The following is a 24,670-nucleotide window of genomic DNA, read 5'->3' as shown; positions in this document are numbered from 1 at the left end:
GGGACGCCGCCATGACCCTTGTTCACCTGGACGCAATGCTGGCGAGGTTTTCAAATTCGTCAAGGACAGGCCAGCGGTTCGCTCGACGATCGACGGCCAAGCGACAGGCCTATTCACCGGTGATCGACCCGAAACAGCGCGGCCCCGCCCCTCCTTCGCCCATGCCGAGGCTCAGAGGCGTTGTTTGGACAGGCAACCTGCTGATCGGCGTCTTTATAGTCGGATTGGGAGCCTGGTCGGTTCTGGCGCCGCTGAAGAGCGCCGCGATTGCACCGGGCGTTATCGAACCGGAGTCCAGCCGCAAGACCATTCAGCATCTGGAAGGCGGAATTGTGCGACGGATACTTGTCAAAAACGGCGATGCGGTCACGGCCGGGCAGATCATCATAGAACTCGACGATACGAAGTTTCGCTCGGAGCGCGACAGCATTCAAGGGCAACTCTGGGACGCCGAAGCAAGCCGCGCGCGCTTGCTTGTAGAGCAGACGGGCGGTGATCATGTCGCCTATCCGCAGGACCTCCGGGCGGCAATGGACAGGGATCCTTCGGTTGGCGCGATTCTGACTGGGCAACAGAAAATCTTCGAAGCGCGGCGCCGGGTCATGCAGGCGGAAGTCGGGATTACCAATGAAAAAATCGCGCAGGTACGGCAGGAAATCGTCGGACTTGGCGCACAAAAGGCAGCATTGGCCGACAGGGCCGCAATCTCGCAGGAAGAACTGGATCAGGTCACGGTGCTCAACGCCAAAGGACTGGAAAGAAAAAGCAGACTTCTCAACCTCCAGCGGGAAAAAGCGGATCTGGATGGCCAGCAGGGTCAGGTAGAGGCGCAGATCTCCCGCGCCTACCAGGTCATCAGCGAGTCACAGGCCGATCTCGCAAAGCTTGAGAGCGACCGGTTGAGCGAAGTCGCACAGGGCATGCGCGACACGGAAGGCCAGATCATGCAGTTGCGCGAGCGCTTGCGGGCGATCGACGACCAGCTTTCAAGGACCGATATCCGTGCTCCCGACGATGGAACAATCATGAACCTGCGCATCCACACAGCCGGTGGGGTGATTGGCGCCGGCGAACCGCTTGTCGACCTTCTCCCCGGTGCCGATCGCCTTGTCGTATCCGCCCACGTCAGGCCGGAAGACATCAATCTCGTCCATGCGGGGCTCGAGGCGCAGGTTCACCTCCTTCCATACAATCAGCGGCGTGTTCCACTCTTGAAAGGTCGGGTCGAGTATGTATCGGCGGATCGTCTCACCGATACGCAGAGCGGCCAGCCGTACTTTGCCGCGACAATCCGTGTAACGGACGAGAGGTTGACGAAAATGAGCGATGTCGAGCTGATCGCAGGCATGCCCGCACAGACGCTGATCGAAACCGGCAAAAGCAGCGTGGCGTTCTATGCTATCAGACCACTTCTCGACAGCTTCAACAGAGCATTTCGTGAGGACTGAAGCGGTGATGGGCAAGAGAAGATTCGACGACGACCAGATCACGGGCATTCTGATGGAACACCAGGCCGGGGTGAAGGTAGCAGATGTTTGCCACAAGCACGGCATCAGCGAGCCGACCTTCTATCGGTGGCAATCCCTGCAGTTCGGAAATGCCGGTTTCGATGCCAAAAGGGTGAGAGCATTGGAGGAAGAGAACCAGAAGCTCAAGAAGCTTCTAGCCGAAGCCATGCTCTCGGCAGCAACGCTGAGCGAGATGCTGGCAAAAACACCGAAAGGGTAAATCCAACCTTCAGGCCGGGAGGCGGCAACAAGCACCCCCGGCCCTGTCTATCAGGAACGCGCACATATTGGACGAGGGAGCTCCCCAAGGGGATGCAAGAAGAGAAAGTCTCAATGTGCCGCACCGCCGGATCTGGTCAGTTTGGTTGGAATTCAGACAGCGCTTGATCGATTTTCGCCATCACATCTGCTTGCAATGGCCCCTTCGCCAAGGCGCCGGCATTTTCCTCGACCTGCGCAACCGTGCGGAAACCGGGAATTGGCAGCGTGCGCGGCGAACGCGCCCAGAGCCATGCGAGCGCACCCTGTGTGAGCGTGCGGCCGTCTTCGGTCAGCAGTTTTCGGACCGCCTCCAGCCGCGCAGCAAATTCGGGAGCGATCCTACCATCCTTGAAGTAGACCATCCAATCGAGACTTGCGCCACGCACGTCCTTCTCGCCGACACTTTTATCCAGAGTGAATTTGCCGCTGAGCAGACCCATGGCGAGCGGACCGCGATTGATGGAAATCAGGCCGTAGCGCTCGACGAGTTCGATCATCGCCGGAACCGGCTCGAAGACGTTCATCGTATGCTGGATCGATACGAAGCCCGGCCGATGCACATGACGTGCGGCGCGATCCGGATGGTCCGTGCTCCAGCCGAAAGCGTCGATCTTGCCTTCGGCCCTCAGCGTTTCGAGTGTCTCAAAAACCTCATCCGAGGCTTCGAGCGAAAAATCGTTGAGATGGAATTGCAGCAGGTCCAAGCGTTCACGGCGCAGACGACGCAAGGACGTCTCGACAGACTGACGGATAAAAGCAGGGTCGGCGAAGGCACCCGTCATTTGTTTGGTCTTCTCGTCCGTGGCAAAGCCAAACTTGGTAGCTATGACGATGTCGTCTCGATCGCCGATCGCCCTGCCGACCACCTCTTCGGAATGCCCGGCGCCATAGTTCGAAGCGGTGTCGAAGAAGCGAATGCCGAGATCCACCGCCCGCCCGATAGCGCGAACCGATTCATTATCATCGACCTCACCCCAGCCAAGTGGCACGTCGCCGGCATAAAACGGACCGCCAATCGCCCAGCACCCCATGCCCAGGCGAGGAATTTCTCGGCCGTTCCAGAGAACCATTGTGATTGCGCTACCAGGTTTGGTCAGCATGTCATCCTCCGCGATCGTCTGCCTTTGCAGACAGAAATAGGCAGAGACCGCCAAGTGATAAACATCCAAATCCGCAGGGTATTTTTCATCGATGAAAAACAGCCCTTGGCGGCAACGCCATGGGAAGCAGCGTCATATCGGCCTCCCGTCCCCGCACAGGAAGGTTCAGCTGGAATGGTCAGGAAGCTATGGGGCGCATCGTATAACGCCGACGAAATATCACACGCATGATATAGGTCTGCATCATTGATCGGCCGTCGCGTTTGGCCGCCAAGCGAGGGTATGCATTCACACCCTGAGGGCGAAATGGGCGAAAGGAACTATTTGATCGAGGGTGTGTCCGGTAGCGGCAAGACTTCGGTAGCCACAGAACTGCAGCGGCGCGGTTATCATGCTCTCCACGGTGACCGCGACTGGCTTACAAGGGCGACCCTTTAACCGGACGACCGCTCGATTTCTCGATGCTCGATCCGAGTATGTTGGATAGTGCCTTCCGACATCGTCATCACATTTGGGACGTCGAGAAAGTTAAGTCGCTGCTGGCCGACAAGGGGCACCGACTGTCTTTTTTCTGCGGGGGCTCCAGGAATTTCCATAGCTTTATCAAATTGTTTGATGAGGTGTTTGTTCTCGACGTCGATATCGACACGTTGAAGAGGAGGTTATCTGAGCGACCCCAAGACGAGTTTGGAGGCAAGCCTGACGAGCAAGAATTCGTCTTGAAACTTCATTGCACAAAGGAAGAAATGCCCAGCAACGCTACGATCATTGATGCGACTGTGCCGCTCGTGTCCGTCGTAGACGATATCCTTTCCAGATGCGATCCGGGCGGCCACAACATGCGATAACCGCTGTTGACGCGATCCGATGCCTCGCACGCGAAACGCGGGCGCCATTCAGACATGACGATGCCTCAATGTCTCATTCCAAACTGTCTCGGAAGGCGTTGAAGCCGGCGTCTACATTGAGAACTGCGCCGGTGATCAGACTAGCAGCGGGACCAGCCAGGAACGAGACTGCGCTGGCGACTTCATGGGGCTCGCCCAACCGACCGAGCGATGTAAGGCTCCGCTGATAATCAGCATTTTTCAACCCATACAATTCGCTATGTTTCAGCTGGGACAGGCTCGATAGTCCCGGTTGCTCAGAATTCCACTTCCAGTTCGACGATTTCGTCCGGCTCGGCGATCGCGCCGGCTGTCCATTCGATCATGAGCGGCCAGGACAAGACGGTGTCGGCGTAAGCTGCCAGTTGCGGTTCGAGTTCCACTGCATAAGTGCGGAAACGCGCGCAGACCGGCGCGTACATGGCGTCGGCAATGGTCGGAGCACCACCGAAGAGCCAGGGGCCGCCACTGGCATCCAGGCATTCGGTCCAGATCGTCTTGACGCGCTCGACATCCGGCCGCGCTCCCGAGAAGATCTTGAAGCTCTCGTGCCTTGACTTCAAGTTCATCGGCAGTGCCGAACGCAGATTGTGGAAGCCCGAATGCATCTCGCCGGAGACGGATCGGCAGCGTGCGCGTATTGCCTGCGCAGCGGGCCAGAGGCCGGCCTTGGGAGCGATCTCGTGCAGATATTCGGCAATCGCCAGCGTATCCCACACAGTGACATCGTCGTGGGTCAGTCTTGGGACGAGCACCGAAGGCGAAAGCAGCAGAAGCTCCTGGCGGGCATTGTCATCCAGTTCGACGAGCACTTCGGTGAAATCTAGCCCCGCCATCCGGCACAGGAGCCAGCCGCGCAGCGACCACGAGGAATAGTTCTTCGAGGAAATCGTCAGTGTCGCTTGCGTCATTCTACCCACATCCTTCGAACAACATTGCTTTCGCAGACAATCTTCTCGCATCGCAAGAAATATTGCACTAGCATTTTTGCATCGTGAAATTCTGTCGCGATGCAGGAGACGCGTCATGCTCTACCAGGCCTATCAGTTCCAGGATGACTTCTTCGCCCCGATACGCGATTGGGCGCGACGCCTCGAGATGTTTTCCTCGAGCTTCTGGAGTGGTGACCTGAGCCGCTACTTCGAGGCGGCGATGGAGATGATCTCCCGGTTCCAGCTCACTCACGAACGTCCGGACTTCGCCATAACATCGGTGACGATCGGCAATCGCGAGGTGCCGATCACCCTGGAGACAGCCCTCGATCTACCTTTCGGCAAGCTGCTGCATTTTTCCGCGGACGTCGATACGAGACGGCCTCGGGTGCTCGTCGTCGCCCCGCTCTCCGGCCATTTCTCGACACTTCTGAGGGGGACGGTGCAGACGCTGCTGCGCGACCACGACGTCTATATCACCGACTGGACCAACGCTCGCGACGTTCCGCTTTCCGCCGGACGCTTCGGCATGGACGATTACGTGGACTATATCATCCGCTTCCTGGAGGAGATCGGCCCAGGCGGACATATCCTTGCCGTCTGCCAGCCCTGCGTCCAGGCGCTCGTGGCCGTTGCCGTGATGTCGGAAGCTAGGCATCCCGCCACGCCAAGAACAATGACGCTGATGGCCGGTCCGGTGGACCCGCGCGAGAGCCCCACGAAGGTCAACGAACTCGCCGTCTCGAAATCGCTCGCATGGTTCGAGACTTCGCTGATCAGCTGCGTTCCGTTGCGCTTTGCCGGCGGCGGGCGGCGGGTCTATCCGGGCGTCGTCCAGCTCAGCGCTTTCATGAGCATGAACATGGAGCGCCACCAGACCGCCCATCGCAAGCTCTTCGAGCACCTGGCAAAGGGCGAGACGGCCGAAGCCGAGAAGATCAAGACCTTTTACAACGAATATTTCGCAGTGCTCGACCTTACGGAAGAATTCTATCTCGAGACGATCGATCGCGTCTTCCAGAAGGCCGAACTGGCGATGGGCGAGTATACCCATCGCGGGCGCAAGGTCGATCCGGGCCTGATCCGCAACACGGCACTCCTGACGGTCGAGGGCGGGCGCGACGACATCTGCGCCCTAGGCCAGACCTCGGCCGCCCACGACCTCTGTCGTTCGCTGCGCCCTCACCTGAAGCGCCACCACCTACAGGCCAACGTCGGACATTACGGCGTCTTCAACGGCCGCCGCTGGGAGAAGGAGATCTACCCTGTCGTGCGCAACATGATCCTGGCGATGGAGTAGGAGACCCGTCCGAGCGTCTGAAGGCCTGCGTCCCTGTGACCACCTTCAGCCAGATTCGAGATATGCAAACGCCCGCTGTACTACAGCGGGCGTTTCTGCAATCGGCCGACAATCAGCGCTGGCGAATAAAGCGGTCACAGCCTTTGGAAAATGCCGCTCGCATAGGCCGGCTATCCCCAAGAAGGGGCCGATCCGCCTACCTCGCTCTTGAAGGGGTTTGAACCCGCGGCACCAATCCGTCAAACCTAACCATTTGAAACTTCAATGGTTATTTGCAGAAACCGCATTATGCGGTACGTCATTTCATAATATCAATATCCTAGACCCGTTATCCTTCGCACCTATTAGTTAAGTCCGACCGAATTTGGCTGACGAAGTTGACGAAGGAGGCACCAACGACCACGAGAATGGGCAGCAAGAGAAAGCCGTAAATAATGAGGCAATAGCCATTCAACATATGCTTGGACATCAGCTCATCTTCCATTTCATGCGGGTAAGCCGCGCAAAGATCACGACGATCGCCGCTCTAGTGAGGGAAAGCGTCAGCGCCATGGCGGAGCCGAATGGCCACTGGAATGTGTCGATCAGCGCGTCAACGACGCTGACTGCCATTGTCTTCACCCTCAGGCCACCGATCAGGGCGGGAGTCACATAGGCGCTCAATGAAAGCACGAACACCAGAATGCAGCCCGCCTGGATACCCGGCATAGCCAGCGGCAGGATTACGCGCGTGAAGACCGTCAGCTTTCCCGCACCGAGCGAGCGTGCGGCCGACTTCAACGACGGATCGATCCCCTGCAGCGCGCTCATCAACGGCAGGATCATGAAAGGCAGGAAGACGTGAACGAGCGCAATGACGATGCCGAGGGCGTTGTACATCAGGCCGACCGGGCGATCGATCAGACCCAAATTCATCAGCGTCTTGTTGATGATGCCGTTATTGCCAAGAAGGATCGTCCACCCGTAACTGCGGATGACAATGCCGACGAGAAGCGGCGACAGCACGAGCCCAATTTCGTTCCCCTTGGTTATCTGGATCGAGGGCAGGTTATCGTCTATCCGATATTTGTCAAACCTATATTCAATTTTTAGTAGCGTTTTCGAAGCGACCGTGGCATCTATGAAATCGAGGTAAGGGTGACAATCAATGACGTTGAAATTTGATGAGGTCGTGAGGGCTGGCATCGCCAAGCAGGTTGCGGAGAACATAAAGTCCGCGATCATGGATGGCCGCCTGAAGATCGACGAGCGGCTTCCCACCGAAGAGGATCTCGCGAGAAGCTTCGGCATATCGCGGCCAACCGTGCGCGAGGCGCTGAAACGTCTGGCAGCGCAAAACCTCATCCATTCAAGGCGCGGCCCGCTCGGCGGAAACTTCGTCAAGAGGCCGGATCCGGAAGGGCTTTCCAAGGCGATCACCGCAGCGGCAACCCTGCTAGTCGGCATCGGCGCCTTCGATATCCACGAGATTATTACGGCCCGCCTTGAGACGGAGACGATCTGTTGCAGGCTCGCCTGCGAAAATCACGGCGCTGCCGATCTGGAGCGAATGGCGGCGGAGATCGAGATCCAGCGCGATGAGACGATCAGTGACGAGGACTTCTGCGCATCCGACGTGCGCTTTCATCGCGCGCTGGTGGATTCCACCTGCAATGGCCCGCTGAAGCTCATGATGTACACGGTGATCGAGTCCTTCATCCCCATAACCAACATGATCGTGTTCCGGGTTCGCGAGCGTCGCAAGGTCGCTGGCTTTCACCGGCAGATCATGGAGGCCGTCGCCAAGCGCGACACCGAGACGGCGACAAGGGCATTGGCGGACCTGCTGGCCTACATTCGCAACAGCTACGCAACCGCGATGGACGCACGCGACAGGATGAAGGCGGCGCCTCAGACCTGACAAGACGAACGGCCGACTTCAAGTGTGAGAAGGGGGACGCATGTCCGATACATTCCAGGCAATGGTCATCGACATGGCCGATGGCAAGCCGCAGGCGGGTTTCCGCCAGCTTTCACTCACCGATCTGCCGGATCATGATGTTCTCGTTGAGGTTCATTATTCGACCGTCAATTACAAGGATGGTCTGGCCCTCACCGGCAAAGGACGGATCGCCCGGCGTACTCCCATGGTCGGAGGTATCGACCTTGCAGGAATCGTGCTTGAATCCCGATCGGACAAATGGGCGCCCGGCGACAAGGTCATCGTCAACGGCTGGGGTCTGTCTGAAACAGAATGGGGCGGATATTCGCGATTTCAGCGCCTGAAAGCGGAATGGCTGATCGCGCTGCCCGAAACCTTCAGTCTTTCGCAGGCAATGGCAATTGGAACGGCCGGCTACACGGCGGCGCTTTGTGTCAATGCGCTTGAGGATTGGGGTACGATCGTCAACGACGATCGCGAAATTCTCGTGACCGGTGCGGCGGGCGGTGTCGGCTCGGTGGCGATCAGCCTGCTTGCGGACAAGGGTTACAAAGTAACCGCATCGACCGGACGCTCAGAAACATGGGACTATCTCGGGTCGCTCGGCGCGAGCGCTTTCGTTGACCGGGCATCGCTTTCAGAAAAGGGCAGCCCTCTACAAAAGGAGCGCTGGGCCGGCGTGGTTGATTCCGTCGGCTCGACGACGCTCGCAAACGCACTTTCACAGACCGTCTACGGCGGAGCGGTTGCTGCCTGCGGCCTTGCGGGGGGCGCAGACCTGCCGGCAACGGTGCTCCCGCATATCCTGCGCGGCGTGGCACTGCTTGGCATTGATTCCGTTATGGCGCCGATGCCCAAACGGATCCGCGCATGGCAGACCCTGGCCGAACACCTGAAAGTGGAAAGGATCGGGACATTGGCGAGGATCGAGCCCTTTTCCGAGCTTCCAAGCCTCGCTCAGGATATCGTCGAGGGCAAAATCAGGGGGCGTGTCGTGGTGGAGATCGCACCGTAAGGCTGCTCCGGCGCGCGATCTGCCGCTCTACCGCAAATCGCCATTCCACCCGAATTTCCTGGCCCAGCTGCGTCAGCAAGTTTTTTCTTCTGCGGGAGGTGAACGGATTTGGATGGGTAGGAACCGAAGCTTGGACACAAGACATTGAATCCGGATATCATCACCTGAAAACAAGGCCGGCCGCGTGAGAGAGCGGCAGGCCGATTAGAAAGTAACCTGCGGGAAATCGCTGGCGGACGTGGCGGCGGCCATCTTACTTCAGTCGGACCAACAGTTCGTGCGCTACGGCCAAGGCTGACGCAGGATTCTGTCCGGTAATCAGCTCGCGATCTGTCACAACACGGGGTGAGAATGCTGTGTCAGCTTGACTATACAGGCCGCCCGCTCGGGTGAGTGCATCCTGCGGATAGAATTTCATCGCATCGCCACCCAACAGGCCTTTGGCCATTTCTTCCTCCTGGTTGCTGAAGACGGTGAACCTGTAGCCAGCATAGGCCCAGTTTGTATGCAGTTTTTCTGTTCCACTCGTCTCGAACTGCCTGACAAAGGCGTGGGTGTCGGGCAGCGTTGAAAGCAGAGCGATAGGACCATGGCAGTCCAAGGCGGTCGGCTTGCCGGTCTCATGGAAGTAGGTCAGCAGCTTGCCGAGTTCGGAACTCACCAGAAGATCTTGCATGGGAGCATGACCGCCCGGATGCGGCGCTTTCAAGAAGCGCCGCGTAGAAATGTTGGTTCCGACAGAAAGGCGTCAGGCGCCAGCGGTCTGCGTATGGGTGGCAAGCTGCTCATCGTGGTTATTGAACAGCACATGCACGGCGTCGTGCCCTGCCGGTGTGTAGTTCTGCAACGTGGCCACCATATGGGTCTCCGAGCCGGTGTTGACGCTGATCTTCGTCGAATTGGTTGCGGTGTCGACCGCTGCCGTCATCGACGCGACTGCACTCGCCTCGGTCATGCCCGGATGTTCTCCGACCAGCGCATTCAGCAGGTTCGAGACATCCAGCTTGTCGCCCTCTCCCTTCGGGCTGAAGTCAGTGATGACATCAGCCATGTTGAGGTTGTGCAGCGCCTTGGCATCGAGCACGAAGGTATCCGCGCCAGCGCCGCCGGTCATTGCATAACCGCCACCGCTTATCAGCGTGTCGTTGCCGTCGGTGCCGTAGAGGTGGCCGATCCCGCTGAAGTCGATCTCGGCAGATGCGCCGTCGTGACCGAGCGAAAAGTCATTGGCTGAATATTCGCCGCTGAGGCCGACGGAGGCGGTATGAGTGCCGTCGGTGACTGTCAGCACGCCGCCTGTCTTCGCCGCGTTCTCGGTATAGGAGAAGCTTGCGGTTGCGGCGGAGATGTCGCCGAACCGCAGGGCGTCGTTGCCGTCGATGCCTGCGATCGTGCCGGTGAAGGCGGTCGCGTGGTCGATCGTGATCGTAGCTTGGGCGTTCTTACCAAGCGTGATCGCTTCGTTGAACGAGCCACCGATTTCGAGGCCCGCGTGACCCGACACCAGCACGATGCCGCTGCCGCTGACATTGCCCTCGAGGTTGACGTTGCCGCCATTCGCCCACACGACGCCGTTGTTGACAACGTCGCTATGTATATCGAGACCGCCGGTGCCGATCGCTTCCAGCGTGCCGGTATTACTCACCGCGTGGGCGCCGCTGTCGATGACGAGCGCGTGGCTGCCATTGGCAATGATCGTGCCCTCGTTGACCAGCGTCAGATGGCCGTCGCCGAGCTGGCCGGCACCTGAGATGGTATTGTCAACATTCGTCAGGGTAACGCCGTCACCGCTGCCGAAGATGACGTTATGCGTATCGTCGGACAAGATCACCGTGCCACCGCCGGTCAGCGTGAGGCCGTGCTGGACGATTTCGAGGGCCGTCTCGCTGCCGGTCGAGGCGAGATGGATGCTCCCGGTGTTATCAAGCGTTCCGCTGAACGGCATCAGCGCGCCGTCGGCGAGCACCATGTCCCCGGCATTATGCGTTACGACCTCTTTGTTGAAGAGGAAGTCGTCCGCCGTCAGAGCCGCGACGCTCACGCCTGTCAGCGTAATGGTCTCGCCATTGCCGAGCGTGATGACGGCATTGCCGGAGGCATCGGTCGACAGATGGGCCAGCACATCCGCGAAGCTATTGAAGCCTGCAAAGCCGATCAGGTCGATCTTGTCATGCGCCACATCGAAGTTGTGCACGACGTCCTTGCCGATAGTGTTCGCAAAGACCAGCGTGTCATTGCCGCTCGAGGCGGTCAGCGTGTCGTCGCCCGACCAGGCAAAGATCGGCGAGCCCTTGGCATAGGCTTCGACATTGGTGGCGACCGTTGCCACGCCGGTCGAGCCATCCGCATTGGTCCAGGTTTCGGTGATCTGAAGAACCACCGCGCCGGTAGTACCGTTTGGCGAGGTCACCGTCAGCGATGACGGATCGTTCGTCGCCACGGTCCAGGTACCATCGGCATTATGCGTGCCTTCGCTGAGCACCCAGCCCGCCGGAACTCCGGCAACGCTCAACGTGACCGCACCGACGTGACGCGACGGATCTGTGAGCGCGAGATTGATGGCCTCGCCGGAGATGCCGGCGGGCATATTCGTGTAGTTGACGGTTACATGTGCAGCGGAAGATACCCCACCGTCGCCATCGTTGACAGTGAAAGTAACTGTTCTGTTACCTGCTGTACTCGATGTCGAGCTAAATTGGATATCCTTTAACAACGCCGTTACCGCAGCTTGTGTAGCGTTCGTTGAAGTGAATGTAACCGTCAATGTTGCACCATTGATCGAGTACGTACCAATTGTCTTGTTACCATAGGTAACGTTCCCACTGCTCGTACCGGTAATCCCGATTTGACCAGCCGATGTTCCTTGGTTTTTGATACTCACCTTGTCTGATGAGCCAGATGACGTAACGACAAGGCTTCCGCCGTTGAAATTAGACGAATCGGCGTCTGAGACGATCGCGCTCGGCGCCAAAATAACAGCGCTACTCGACTTCGTGTAATTGACCGATGCGTCGACGCCGCTCGCCGAACTACCGTTTAGGTCTACTACTGGAGCATCATCCGTTCCATTGATCGTCACAACGATATCTTGGGAAGCTGTTCCGTCTACCGACGTCACAGTTAATGTATCAGTTACAACCTGACCTCCAGCCAACGCATGAACGTTTGCAGCGGAGTTATTGAGTGTATAGCTCCAAACGCCGCTATTCGCATCAAAACTGAATGTGCCGTAGGTTCCGGACAATGAAGACGGTGTCTGGAAATGATTCTCGCCACGGTCAACATCGGTAACTGCCAGCGTACCGCCAGCCGTCAATTGTCCATCTTCCGTTACCGCGCCAGTTGCTGTACCGGAAATAGACGCCGCATCGTTAGCTCCATTGATGGTTACGACGACGTCCTTTGTAACCGTTCCGCCATGACCATCACTCAGTGTCAGAGTGTATATCTGATTTACATGATCATTTACGCCCAATGATTGTATCGCGCTATCGTTGACGCTGAACGTCCAGTTAACCTTGTTATTGATGTTATCGACGCTAGCATTAAACGTACCATAGTAGTTGCTACCGACGGGCGCCGTATAGCTAACGGTATGTGTATAAGATGCATGTGTATCCGTGAACGCAATCGACCCCGTCGTCGTTTCAACACCTGGTGTTGCGGCAATCGATTTTACAGAGACGTCGTCGATATTAAAATAGCCAAAAGGTTGATTTGGCGACCAGAATTTTATGACCGTACTAGAGCTCGTGGCGACGAAGTTGACGGTATAGAGCGTGTACGGACCGACACTCGAATAATATGTATAGCTGATAGCCTGCGTTTGAGATCCTGTCGTAACGTCGAAAATTGCCGTCCCACTGCCCGCCAGACTGGTGGAAAAGTCCTGCATGTAAAAGGAGAGTCTATATGTCTGACCCACAACCGTCGATATCGTCTGCGAAAGCGAGTTGTTGGTCGAGCTGGTATTCGCCGTGAGCATTACAGACGTGCCGTCAAGTCGACCGGCATTTACCTCGAAGGCTGCTCCAGTGAATGACCAGCCATTCGGATAGGTATGGCCTCCGGAGAAGTAATAATCCTGGAACCCGCCATTCGCTATAAGCTCCGAACCTACGTTGTACGACGCGTCCTCCGTTACAGACCCCGTTGTCGTCCCCGTGCCAAAGACCGGCGCGCTGTCGACACCCGTGATCGTGACGGTGACGTTGTGCGGCGTTCCATCGGCTGAGGTGATGGCCAAGGTATCGGTCAGCTTGGCGCCAGCCGTCAGCGCTTGAACCGCCGCGTCATTGTTGTTCAGCGTGTAGGTCCATGCTCCCGTAGCCGAGCCATCATTGGTAAAGGTAAACGTCCCATGTGCGCCTGCGATCGAATTTGAAGACGCAGTCGTGAAGGAGCTTTGGTTTGCATCGACGTCAGAAACGGTGATCGCGCCGCTGATCGGAGCGGTGCTGCCCTCCAGAATGTTTCCGGTATCGCCAGTAAAGGCCGGCGCATCATTCGTTCCGTTGATCGTGATATCGATCTGCTGCTGCGTACCGTCGGCAGTCGTCACGGTGATCAGATCGTGCAGTGTCGTGTTGCTGCCGGTGCTGTTCAAGGCCTGGACGGCATTATTGCTGTTGTCCAGCACATAGTTCCAATGACCATCAGCGCCGATGGTGAAGTGACCGTAGTTCGTTGCCACGTTGTTTTGCGCTGCAAACGAGGGATCGCTATCGACGTCCATCGACGAAAGCACTCCGCTCGTCGTCGGTATTCCGGCCGTACCGTTGTCGACACCGCCGGCCTCCGTCACGCTCTTGGCAACATCGCCAGTGATCACGGCAGCGTCGTTCGCTCCGTTGATCGTGATATCGATCTGCTGCAGTGTGCCATCGGCAGTCGTCACGGTGATCAGATCGTGCAGCGTCGTATTGCTGCCGGTGCTGTTCAGCGCCTGGACGGCATTATTGCTGTTATCCAGCACATAGTTCCAATGACCATCGGCGCCGATCGTGAAGTGACCGTAGTTCGTCGCCACGCTGTTTTGCGCCGTAAAGGAGGGATCGCTGTCGACGTCCGTCGCCGAAAGCACGCCGCTCGCCAACGGTACCCCGGCCGTCCCGTTATTGACGCCGCCGGCTTCCGTCACGGCACCCGCCACATCACCGCTGATCACGGCTGGATCGTTCACACCGTTGATCGTCACCACGATGTCATGGGTCGTTCCGTCGACCGATGAAACTGTAAACGTATCGGTCCTGGTCTGGTTCGCACCCAGGCTCTGCACGGCCGACAGGTTGTCATCGACCTTGTAGCTCCAGTTGCCGTCCGCATCTATCGTCAGCGCACCGAGATGCGTGCCGTCCGGATTTATGGTCGTTGCCTGGAACTTGCTTTCGCCCCGATCGGCATCGTTGACCAACAACTGTCCGCTTGTCTGCAGAAAGCCGCCGACAACGTTCAGATCTTCCGTGACGGCGCCGGTCTCGGCCCCGGTAAACACCGCCGGGTGATTGACGTGATCCACGACAATGGTGAAGGTGCCCGTGCCCAAGGTCACGGGGTCGCCATCGGCGTCCGTCGCCTTCACGTATTGCGAGAAGTCGAGCGTCTGGACCTTGGCACCGTCAAACACCTGGTTCAGCACCAAGCTAGCATGGCCGGCGCCGTCGACAGTCAACGTAAAGACCGTATCGCCGGCCGCCGAGCCGACAATCGTATGCCCGTCGGTGCTGGTAAGCGTGACGGCCGCGCCGTTGTAGGTCAACGGGGTGCCACCTGTCAGGGTACCGGAAGAGGTACCGGCCGCTACGGCATTCACCGACCACGCCAATGGACTGTCGGCACCGGAAATTACCAGCGAAGTCAGGTCCGTCGCCACCACTGCGGAATGCGAGCCGGCCGTCACCACGCCATCGTCGGAAACGGTTGCGGAGATCCCTGCACCGGTCAGCTCCGGCGCGTCATCGGCAATGTTGAACGTCAGAGTCGATTGACTTGTCCTGCCGTTCATGTCGGTCACCGTGTAGGTGAACTGATCCGTATCCCCCGATGCATTCAAGCCCGGATGAGTCAGCGTGTATGTATATGCGCCATTCGCGTCGATTATGAGATCGCCATAGGAGCCATGGATCGTCGTCGTCTGGCTGTCCGGAGCGGTTTGATCGACTGTTACGGCATTGTTGTCGGCGCCTGTGACGCTGGTGATATGCGGATTGTCGAATGTCCCAAGGACGATGCTCCCCGCGGCCGTCAATTGACCGGGCTGCGGATCGGAGCCGGTCGCGAGATAGGCTTCCGACAGCGGCGTTGTATCGATCGTCGGGGCGAAGACGACCGGCGCGATGACGGTGGACGTCGTCTGCGTCACGACATCGTTGAAGCCCTGACCGTCCGTATAGCTCACTGTCAAGATCAGTGAATGCCCGACATCGGCACTCGTCACCGTGTAGGACGATGCAGTTCCGAGAACGGTATGCGAGCTGTCGTCCGCCCAGCTCCACGCATAGGTCAGGCCCGACTGCCCGTGATCTGGATCGTCTGCCGCAACGGCGGCGTTCAGCGTGTCGCCCGCGACGATCGCTTTGCCCGTATGCGTGGTCTGATCGGCGATCGAGATCGCGGCCTTGCCATCATCGATGGCCGTAACGTTGATCGCCATCGTATGGGCAGTCGACGTATTCGCGCCGCCATTGGCAGTGCCGCCGTCATCCTGCACAGTGAAGCTGAAGCTCTCGGTCTCGGTCGGACCGGCAAATCCCGCCGAAGGCGTGAAGTGCAGCGTCGTAAGCGCGCTGGCAGCGATATGCTGCCCCACGGCAACTGGTGTCGAGCCAAGATAGAGCGTGCCATCCGTCGGCAGGCTGTTGATGGTGACGTAGCCCAGCTTATTGCCGTCGATGCTGTCGCTGAAGGCGAAATCCGTCGATTTGAAGTAATAATCCGCGTCTTCACTGGTGAAGACGCTTCCATCCGCCGTGGTCGGCGCATGGTTTACGCCATGGACGGTAATGTTGAAGGTGCCGCTGGATTTGCTGCCATCCCCGTCGGTGACCGTATAGCCGACCGACAGGACCGAGGACTTGCCGAGCGGCAAGGCGTCGAACACCCCACCTGGCGTGACGGTCACATGACCGGCGTCGATCGTGACGATGGAAGTGCTCAGCGTCGTTCCCGTGAGAGGGCCGCCGGCACTGACGCTGTCTACATGGATCGCACCGCTCTGGGCCGCTCCGTCGGCACCAAAAGCGATGGTTCCGGCAGAAAGAGTGAAGATCCGGCTGCTGTCGTTCTCATACATCGATCCCAGCGAAAGGGTGCTGGCGATCGGTTTGTCGTCATTGATGTTGAAGGTCAGTGTTGCCGTCTGGCTTTCACCGTCAATCGGCGCATCGCTGACTTTAACGGAGAAGTCGTCATGCTTGCCCGCGCCGCTCGTCGCACCGGTCAGCGTATAAGTGTAGTTGATAGCCGTCGTGGTGACGCTGAGGATATGCAGCGTTCCGTGGGCGCCCTGAATGGTGGCATTGGTATCGCCGTTGGCGATAGCGGTGCCGACGTTGAACGTATGGCCATTGATCGTCACGATCGAGGGCGCATCGCCTGCGGTGATCGCGATGCTGCCGGAATGGACGTTAGAAACGCCCGGCGTACCCGTACCACCCGGCAAGCCGCTTTCGCTGACGCTTGATACCAGGCCGGCCGAAGAGATTGTCGGAAGGCTGTCCGTGGTCGACTGAACGACGATGGTAACGGAGCCGCTGCCCAGGGTTACGGAATCACCATCGAAATCCGTCGCCGTGACATATTTCGAGAAGTCGAGTGGCAGCGTTTTGCCGCCGTCGATCGCATGATAAAGGTCGAATGTAGCGTGACCGCTCGCGGGATCGACAGTCAACGTGAAGACCGTGACGCCTCCTGCCGAGCCGGTGATCGTGTGTCCATCCGTGCTGGCGAGCGTGATGGCCGTGCCGTTGTAGGTCAGCCCGGTACCGCCAGTCAGGTTACCGGAAGACGTTCCGGCGGCGACCGCGTTCACTGACCAGGCCAACGGGCCGTCGGCGCTGGCGTGGACGAGCGAGGTCAGATCTACCGTTGTCTCGGCAGGATTATGGGTGGGCGTCGTCGTCGTGTCGGTGACATGGACGTTGTCGACCGTGACTGTCAGCGAATTGTCATGCGGATCGATCTCGAGCGACGTCAGTTGTTTGCCTTCGAGTGCCGTCCCGGCGGCCGAGAAGGTCTTGCCGGTAGTCGTCACCGAATACGTGTGGCCTTGCGCATCGGTGCCGATGATCGTGACCGTCTTGGACGACACGCCTTTGTGGTCAAACACACCTATATCCATCTGGGTGAGGACAAAGGTCGTTCCCGTGTTGGACACGAGCACGATGTCGCCGCCCTTGAACGACGAGCCCACATGGCCGCCGCTGACGCTGCCTTCAGTAACCGTCAATTTGGCAGCAGCAGGGTTCACCGTGTCGAAATCGATCGTATAGGATGCCGTCGTCACCACCGGAGCATTGATCGCCGTTTCCGATACGGTCGCAGAAACCGAGCCATGATCAGCCAGCGTCGGCACATCATCGGTGATGTCGACCGAGAAGCTCTGTGTACCGCTCGTGGTATCCCCATCGCCGTCATGTCCGGCAACCTGGAAAGTCAGCTTGATATCCGAGAGGTTGGTTTGACCGTTGACGTCGTCGAGCGACTTGTAAAGCGTGAAGTTGTAGGCGCCGTTGGCGTGGCCGCTGTCCTGGGTCAGGACAACCTTGAAGACCCAGCTCGACTGGTCGGCGGCATCGCTGCCGGTATAGGCGATGAGCGTCATGCCGTCGCCGCTGAGCGAGTAGGACAGCGCGTGGCCGCCAGAGCTGAGCTTTGTCGCATCAAACGTCTGATTGTTGCCGTAGCTCGCGGTGAAATAGCTGCCGTTCGAATGCGCTACGAACGCGACAGCATGGGCGGCCGGGCCGTCAGCGCCGAAGGCAAGATTGAGCGCAACCGCGCCAGTGCTGATGCCTGAAGGCGACAGCGAACCCGTATTCGTCAGAAGGTCATGCTCGGCAAGTGTCTTCGTCGATATGGCAACGCCGATCGACGGGCCGTCATCATCGAAGCGAATGCTGCTGCCGATGGAAACCGACTTGGCGACGGTATCGCCGTCACTATCGGTCGCGCTCAGAACCGCCGAGAGCTTGCCGGTAAGATCGACCGGATCGCCGTCCGATTTAGACGTGTTCGGATTGGCAAGGGACATGTACTGGGCGATGCTGACCTTGCCGCTGTTGTCGATCCGGATCGCAAAAGCGATTTCGCCGTCGGCGATCTTGCCGACAACGGTGCCATCGGCGAGCTGCGAGAGCGTGATCGCCTGACCTGCCGTCGTCGTCAGCCCGGAGTCGGCATTGTCGATATGAAGCGCCAGGCTACTCGTCGCGCCCGACGCATCGTCGGCGCCTATCGAGACCGACGGAGAGACGATGTTATGTTGTGCGTAGACCGTCGACATGTGCGGATCGTTGCCGCCGGTGATGCCGGCAAACAGGCTCTTCACCGAGAAGTTGGCGTTGACGTCGTTATCACCGCTGCCGCTCTCGTCGATCGTGATCGAGCCCGTCAGGGCCAGATCGACCTTCGGTACGTCGTCAACGATCGTAATGTTCAAAGCGCCGGTCAGCGTCACGCTGTCGCCGTCGCCGTCAGTCGCCTGGATGACGGAACCGAAGTCGATGACCGAGATCGAGCTATTGCCCGAGCGCAGATCGTTGCCGGGACCTGCGACGTTGTCGAGCTGATCGTACTGCTGGAAGGTGAAATTGCCGTTGCTAGACAGCGACAATGACAGGACCGGACGGTCGAGAAGCGGATTGTAGCCGCTGTGGTGGTCATTATCGACATAGCCGATGATCACGTTGTTGACGACGGCATAGGAGAGCGCGCCGCCACCCGAAGTCAGATGCAGGGCGGTAAGCGTCGATGCCGCATTGGCCGTGAAGCTGAAGCCGCCACCGATCGCTGCGCCGTCAGCACCGAAGGAAACGGTGGATGCAACGGAGCCGGATACCGTGGCCGCAAAACCGAGACCGAACAGTGCCGGCTGCGAGGATGATCCGTCGTGTGCGCCGTCGAGCGGGCTGTTGCCATGCGACAGGAGATTGTAAATATCGCCCTCGTCGGCCCTGGCGGCGATAGTCGTGCCGGAGGCAACCGGAACGTCGTCTATGATGGCGATCGCGAGCGACCCCTTCGCCGTATCGCCGTCGCCATCCGTAACTGTGAAGCCGAAATTCAGCGTCATGCTGTCTTCGGTCGTCGATGACGCCGAATGAACGAGCGGCGCATCCGCGGTGAAGCTGTAGGAACCGTCCGAATTGATCGTCAGAACCGCAACGGTGGCATGGCTGGAGGCGCCGGTTGCCGTCCAGGTCGTCACACCGTTCGCCGCTGACGACGTCCAGGATACCGATTCTTGATGGCCGATTCCGTGGCCGTCGAGGTAGATTGCCTTCAGCGTCGGCAGGCTGTCCATCGACACACCCTTGACGCCGTCGGCACCGGCAGAGAACAGAGCCCCGGCACCGCCGTTGATCGTCTTCGCGTCGGCGGCGCCATCCGGGTTGCCATGCGCCTGCGCATCGTCGTTGAGCGGCGTTAATGCGGTATCGACCTTAAAGGCGATCGGCGCGTCGTCCTTGACGGTAACCGTCAACGCGCCATTGGCGGTATCGCTGTCACCGTCGGTGACCGTGAAGTTGAAGGTCAGATCCTGCGTATTTTCCGCGGTCAGGCTTGCCTGATGCGCGACCGGCGCGCTGAGCGTGAAGCTATAGGAACCATCCGCGCCGATCGTCAGCGTCGCGACCGTCTGGCCGCTGTCCTTGCCCGTCGCGATCCAGACCGTCTCGCCACCCGCCGCAGTCATCGGGCTGCCCCAAACGACCGACTCGACATGGGCAAAGCCATCCTTGCCGATATAGATGGCACTGAAATCCGTCGTCGCTCCGAGCGTTACCTGATGAACGCCATCCGCGCCACCCGTGAAGAGCGTGCCGCTCGTGCCACTGACCGTATCGGTATCGGTTACGCCAACTGTGTCGGGATTTCCGCCCTTCAGGGCATCGTCGTTCAGCGTCACGCTGGTCACAGCGACGGTGTTTGCCAGCGGCACGTCATCCGTAACATGCAAGGTCAGCGAGCCGGTGGATGTATCATTGTCACCATCAGTCACCGTGAAGGTGAAGGTCAGCGGCAAGCCTTCTTCCGTCGTGCCGGAGGTCGGATGGACAAGCGGCGCACTGGTGCTGAACGTATAAGAGCCGTCGGCGTTGATGGTCAGCGTAGCGACCGTCTCATGGTTGGTACTGGAAGCAATCCAGGTCGTCGCACCACCGGAAATCGTCGGCTTGCCCCAGATGACGTCTTCCTGCTGCGCGAACCCGTTGGCATCGACATAGATCGTCTTCAAAGCCGGCAGGCTGGACTGATCGATCGAGACGCTTGCAAAACCGTCAGCACCAGCGCTGAACAACGCACCGGCAGCGCCCGAGACGCTATGCACGTTGGCGCCGTCGGCATCGAGGTTTCCGCCGATCTGCGCGTCGTCGTTGAGCGTCGAGGCGGTATTGTCAATCGTGTGAGCGATCGGCACGTCATCCTTGATGCCTATCGTCAGCGAACCCGTGGTCTTGTCGCTGTCGCCATCGGTGACGGTGAAATTGAACGTCAGAGAGAGGGTCTCTTCGGCGGTTTGCGCGGTCGGATGCACAAGCGGTGCGCCGGTCGAAAACGTGTAGGAGCCGTCGGCATTGATGGTCAGCGTGGCGACGGTCTCGTGATTTGCGCTGGAAGCAACCCAGGTCGTCGCGCCGCCGGAAATCGTCGGCTTGCCCCAGATGACGTCTTCCTGATGCGCGACGCCGTTATCATCGGTGTAGATGGTGGTCAGCTGCGGCAGATCCGAATGAGCAATCGTGACACGCTTGAACCCATCTGCGCCCATGTTGAACAGGCTGCCCGATGCGCCGCTGACGCTGTTGTATTCGTCAGTCTTGTCGGGATTGCCGCCTGGGAACATATCGTCGTTAAGGAGGCGATCAGCCGTGGCATTGTTGGCGACCGGGAGGCTGTCGGCGACGTTGAGCGTCAGCGAGCCCGTTGCCTTGTCTCCGTCACCGTCGGTAACTTCGAAGCCGATCTTGAAATTCTCGTTATCGGAGCCCTTGGCGTCAGCGAAGGCGCCGGACTGGACATAGGTGTAGCTGCCGTCGGCATGCACGGTCAGCGTGAAGATGACGTGGCCGGAATCCTTGCCGGTCGCCGTGTAGACCGTGTTACCGGAATCGTCCCTCGACGTGCCGTAAGACAGGCCTTCCTTGTGGGCAACGCCGTTATCATCGATGTTGATGGCTTTGAGACCGGTCGGATTGGTGAAGGTCAGCCGCGCGAAGCCATCGGCTCCGGTCGTGAACAGGCTGCCCGATGCGCCACTGACGCTGTTGGAGTCAGTCTTGGCGCCATCCGGCGTCGAACCTTCGCTCGGCTGCTCGATAAGCAACGGGACGGGAGGCAGATTCGGCCCCGAGGGGGTCGACGTGGTGTCGTGAAGGCTGCCCGAGTCGACCGTCACATCATTGGCGGCCGGAAGGCTGTCGGCGACGTTGAGCGTCAGCGAGCCTGTTGCCTTGTCGCCATCACCATCGGTGACTTCAAAGGCGATCTTGAAATTCTCGTTATCGGAGCCCTTGGCATCGGCGAAAGCGCCAGACTGGGCATAGGTGTAGCTGCCGTCGGCACCGACGGTCAGAGTGAAGAGAACTTGACCCGACTCCTTGCCAGCTGCGGTGTAGATCGTGTTACCCAGATTGTCCGTCGTGGTGTTATAGGACAGACCTTCCTTATGAGCGACGCCATTGGCATCGATGTAGATGCCCTTGAGGCCAGTCGGATCCGTGAAGGTGACCTGCTGGAAGCCGTCAGCGCCGGCAGTAAACAAGCTGCCCGATCCGCCGCTGACGGTGTCGGCGGCGCCCTCCGACGGCGTCGGCCCTTCGCTGAACTCGAGGGGTGGGCGGGGCGGCATCTGCTCGGCTGCCGTCGTGTCGTAAAGGCTGCCCGTGCCGACGGTAACATCGCTGGCGACAGGCTTGTCGTCGGCGACGGTGACGGTGAACGTATTCGAGGCGATGTCGCCATCCGAGTCCGTTGCCGTATAACCGAAGGTCAGCTTGATGGCGTCCGATCCCTTGGCATCATCGAGCGACTGGACCAGCTTAAAGTTATAGTGGCCGTTGTCGGTGTCGGAGATCGTCGCATAGAAGACGATGTTCGAGCCGACCGCACCCTTGGCATCTGCGACCGCCGTGGGAGCGGCCTCGCCGGTGTAGCCGACCAGCGTACCATCGGCCAGCAGTACCGTATGCACTGCAAGACCATGCGAACTCAGCACTTCGCCATCCTGGCCCTCTGTCGTGACCGTGGCATTAGTAAAGGCAACAGACCGATCGCCGCCGCCGCCCTTGTCCGAGTTGGCGTTGTCGGCACCCCAGGAGATGTTGAGTGAACCGGTGGCCGTCGTATCGCTTTCGACATGCGGATTTTCATTGCCGCCTGCCAGCGCGCCTTCCGTAACGGAGCCCGCATCGCCGGCCGCGGCAACCGGCTTGTCGTCAGCGACGATGATGGTGAAGGTGTTCGAGGCGGTATCACCGTCAGAATCAGTCGCCGTATAACCGAAGGTCAGCTTGATGGCGTCCGAACCCTTGGCATCATCGAGCGACTGCACCAAAGTGAAGTTGTAGTGGCCGTTGTCGGTATCCGACACCGTTGCGTAGAAGACAACATTGGATGCGGAGGTCGCCGTCGGAGCGGCCTCGCCGGTATAACCAACCAGCGTGCCATCGGCCAGCAGTACCGTATGCACTGCAAGACCATGCGAGCTCAGTGTTTCACCGTCCTGGCCCTGTGTCGCCACGGTTGCGCTGGTGAAGGCAACCGAGCGGTCACCGGCGCTGCCGTTGTCGGTGTTGGCGTTGTCGGCACCCCAGGAGATATTGAGCGAACCGGTAGTAATTGCATCGGTCTCGACATGCGGGGTCTCGTTGCCGCTCGCCAGCGCGCCTTCGGTGACCGAGCCTGCATCACCGGCTGCCGCGACCGGCTTGTCGTCGGCAATGGTGACGGTGAAGGTGTTCGAAGCAGTATCGCCGTCAGAATCGGTCGCCGTGTAACCAAAGGTCAGCTTGATGGCGTCCGATCCCTTGGCATCGTCGAGCGATTGCACCAGGGTGAAGTTGTAATGGCCGTTGTCAGTGTCGGAGACCGTTGCATAGAAGACGACGTTGGATGCGGAGGTCGCCGTGGGAACGGTTTCACCTGTATAGCCGACGAGCGTGCCATCGGCCAGCAGCACCGTATGAACGGCCTGACCATGCGAACTCAGCGTCTCGCCATCCTGGCCCTGTGTCAGTACCGTTGTATTGGTGAAGGCAACCGAGCGATCACCGAGGCCGCCCTGATTGGTATTGGCGCTATCGGCACCCCAGGAAATGTTAAGCGAGCCGTTGGCCGTCGCGGCGCCCGTGTCATGGCTTAGGGCTGCGTTGCCGGCAGCCAGCGCTGCCTCGGTGACAGAACCCGCAGTTGCTGCGGCTGCAACCGGCACGCTGTCTGTGATGTCGACATTCGCGATGGACGCAACCGTATGACCGCTCGTGTCGGAGACGGTGTACCGGAATTGAAGCTGAAGTACATCGCCCGATGCATTGGCGCCGCGGGGATGGTCGAGAGCAGCGAGCTGAGTAAAGGTGTAATCGCCGGTCGAAGCGTTGAATACCAGCGTGAAGACCGCGACACCATTGGCCGTGCCGGTAACGGTCTGGCCATTCTGGGTGACGACAACGGGAACGCCGCCAGAGGTTAGACCCGACAGCTGCTGCGTGCCGCTGCCGGTGATTTCTGCCTCGCCGACCAGCGTGACGGTGGTGATCGCGGCATTATTGCCGCCGAAGCCGAAGCGACCGGTGCTGCTTGTCGTGAGGAAGGCGCCAGTGCTGCTGCCGCGTTCGATCAGCGAAGCCGTTTCGGTCGCCTGCTGATCGATGAAGGGAACGCGAGTCTGCGTACCAGATAGATTGCGGCCGTTACCGCCGCCGATTATGTCGCCAGGACCAAGAAGGCCAAGCAGATTAAGCGGCGTGCGGGGGTTCCCAGCCTGGCTGTCCGTGAACTGGTGGCCGGAATCCGTGCTGTTGCCGGCATGAACCGAACCATCGGGACCTTCAGCGACATTGATGCCCTGCTGCTGCAGCGCGGCGACGACGGCCTGCTGCGGCAGCGTGACCTCACCGATCAGGAAGGTTGGAACGTGCAGCGCTCCGTTGATAATGACGATGCGCGTACCGTCGGCCTGGATGAGAACAAGGTTACGTCCCTCGACATGGATATCGTCGATGGAGGTGTTCGGCGGCAGATGAACGACATTGCCATTGTCGGGTACGATCTGGAGTGGCTGACGAGCGCCGGCGTTTTGCGGCTCGTTCGCGGCAAGTCGCCCTGTCTTGCCATTCGCCTGCTGCTCCTCGGCTTGTGCCACTTCGAACGCAGCGACATCAGCATTCTGCGACAATGGCAGCAAATGATCGGCGCCGATATCGGCCGTAACGCCCGTGTCCCGGCCGCCTGATGCGAAATCATGCGAAGCAGCTTCGTGATCTACGGTCGAAATGCGCAAGTCGTCCATGGGTCTGGCTCCCGGT

At 59.2% G+C, this 24,670-nt stretch carries 9 protein-coding genes and 3 pseudogenes; 6 read left to right on the top strand and 6 right to left on the bottom strand.

Annotated features, from left to right (window positions below):
- Nucleotides 1-11 precede the first annotated feature (11 nt).
- Both FHT84_RS01200 and FHT84_RS01195 read left to right on the top strand, forming a co-directional pair.
- Nucleotides 12-1,448 carry an HlyD family type I secretion periplasmic adaptor subunit gene (locus tag FHT84_RS01200; protein ID WP_112344681.1) on the top strand — a complete coding sequence of 479 codons (1,437 nt, stop codon included), beginning with the start codon at nucleotides 12-14 and terminating at the stop codon, nucleotides 1,446-1,448.
- A 7-nt stretch (nucleotides 1,449-1,455) separates the two neighbouring features.
- Nucleotides 1,456-1,728, top strand: a complete 273-nt coding sequence (locus tag FHT84_RS01195) for a transposase (RefSeq protein WP_162737005.1) — start codon at nucleotides 1,456-1,458, stop codon at nucleotides 1,726-1,728.
- Between the two features lie 136 nt (nucleotides 1,729-1,864).
- On the opposite strand, the gene FHT84_RS01190 is transcribed toward FHT84_RS01195, so the two are convergent.
- A complete protein-coding gene (locus FHT84_RS01190; RefSeq protein WP_183761084.1) occupies nucleotides 1,865-2,869 on the bottom strand; it encodes an aldo/keto reductase in 1,005 nt (334 codons plus the stop codon).
- Nucleotides 2,870-3,175: 306 nt separating this feature from the next.
- Between FHT84_RS01190 and FHT84_RS01185 the strand changes: the two are divergent.
- Nucleotides 3,176-3,717 (top strand): annotated as a pseudogene (locus tag FHT84_RS01185) (nucleoside kinase).
- Nucleotides 3,718-3,790: 73 nt separating this feature from the next.
- Here the strand turns inward: FHT84_RS01185 and FHT84_RS01180 are convergent.
- Together FHT84_RS01180 and FHT84_RS01175 are read right to left on the bottom strand one after the other, a co-directional pair.
- A pseudogene (locus FHT84_RS01180) lies at nucleotides 3,791-3,952 on the bottom strand (SDR family oxidoreductase); the annotation flags it as partial.
- Between the two features lie 61 nt (nucleotides 3,953-4,013).
- Entirely contained in the window at nucleotides 4,014-4,667 is a 654-nt protein-coding gene (locus FHT84_RS01175; protein WP_145644298.1) for a glutathione S-transferase, read from the bottom strand.
- Between the two features lie 115 nt (nucleotides 4,668-4,782).
- Here FHT84_RS01175 and phaZ point away from each other — a divergent pair, with 115 nt between their 5' ends.
- Nucleotides 4,783-5,988, top strand: coding sequence for a polyhydroxyalkanoate depolymerase (phaZ, locus tag FHT84_RS01170; protein WP_183761087.1), 1,206 nt, complete (start codon nucleotides 4,783-4,785; stop codon nucleotides 5,986-5,988).
- A gap of 468 nt (nucleotides 5,989-6,456) precedes the next feature.
- Here the strand turns inward: phaZ and FHT84_RS01165 are convergent, their stop codons facing one another.
- On the bottom strand, nucleotides 6,457-6,993 hold the full coding sequence (locus FHT84_RS01165; protein ID WP_285165791.1) for an ABC transporter permease: 537 nt from the start codon (nucleotides 6,991-6,993) through the stop codon (nucleotides 6,457-6,459).
- Nucleotides 6,994-7,135: 142 nt separating this feature from the next.
- Here FHT84_RS01165 and FHT84_RS01160 point away from each other — a divergent pair, with 142 nt between their 5' ends.
- On the top strand, nucleotides 7,136-7,888 hold the full coding sequence (locus FHT84_RS01160; RefSeq protein ID WP_113250364.1) for a FadR/GntR family transcriptional regulator: 753 nt from the start codon (nucleotides 7,136-7,138) through the stop codon (nucleotides 7,886-7,888).
- Nucleotides 7,889-7,928: 40 nt separating this feature from the next.
- Nucleotides 7,929-8,924 carry an MDR family oxidoreductase gene (locus tag FHT84_RS01155; protein WP_183761090.1) on the top strand — a complete coding sequence of 332 codons (996 nt, stop codon included), beginning with the start codon at nucleotides 7,929-7,931 and terminating at the stop codon, nucleotides 8,922-8,924.
- A 253-nt stretch (nucleotides 8,925-9,177) separates the two neighbouring features.
- Here the strand turns inward: FHT84_RS01155 and FHT84_RS01150 are convergent.
- Both FHT84_RS01150 and FHT84_RS01145 read right to left on the bottom strand, forming a co-directional pair.
- Nucleotides 9,178-9,618 (bottom strand): annotated as a pseudogene (locus tag FHT84_RS01150) (type 1 glutamine amidotransferase domain-containing protein); the annotation flags it as partial.
- Between the two features lie 54 nt (nucleotides 9,619-9,672).
- Nucleotides 9,673-24,654 carry a VCBS domain-containing protein gene (locus FHT84_RS01145; protein WP_183761094.1) on the bottom strand — a complete coding sequence of 4,994 codons (14,982 nt, stop codon included), beginning with the start codon at nucleotides 24,652-24,654 and terminating at the stop codon, nucleotides 9,673-9,675.
- Between the last annotated feature and the right edge of the window lie 16 nt (nucleotides 24,655-24,670).

It is taken from the genome of Rhizobium sp. BK289 (genome assembly GCF_014193575.1).
In the GTDB taxonomy this organism is placed as follows: domain Bacteria; phylum Pseudomonadota; class Alphaproteobacteria; order Rhizobiales; family Rhizobiaceae; genus Rhizobium; species Rhizobium tropici_C.
This window is presented reverse-complemented; position numbering and strand designations above follow the sequence as displayed.

Bases quoted from the DNA above. Each gene is read 5' to 3' on its own strand.
- FHT84_RS01155 (WP_183761090.1), top strand. From the start codon at position 7,929: ATGTCCGATACATTCCAGGCAATGGTCATCGACATGGCCGATGGCAAG.
- FHT84_RS01175 (WP_145644298.1), bottom strand. From the start codon at position 4,667: ATGACGCAAGCGACACTGACGATTTCCTCGAAGAACTATTCCTCGTGG.
- FHT84_RS01160 (WP_113250364.1), top strand. From the start codon at position 7,136: ATGACGTTGAAATTTGATGAGGTCGTGAGGGCTGGCATCGCCAAGCAG.
- FHT84_RS01200 (WP_112344681.1), top strand. From the start codon at position 12: ATGACCCTTGTTCACCTGGACGCAATGCTGGCGAGGTTTTCAAATTCG.
- FHT84_RS01145 (WP_183761094.1), bottom strand. From the start codon at position 24,654: ATGGACGACTTGCGCATTTCGACCGTAGATCACGAAGCTGCTTCGCAT.
- phaZ (WP_183761087.1), top strand. From the start codon at position 4,783: ATGCTCTACCAGGCCTATCAGTTCCAGGATGACTTCTTCGCCCCGATA.
- FHT84_RS01195 (WP_162737005.1), top strand. From the start codon at position 1,456: ATGGGCAAGAGAAGATTCGACGACGACCAGATCACGGGCATTCTGATG.
- FHT84_RS01190 (WP_183761084.1), bottom strand. From the start codon at position 2,869: ATGCTGACCAAACCTGGTAGCGCAATCACAATGGTTCTCTGGAACGGC.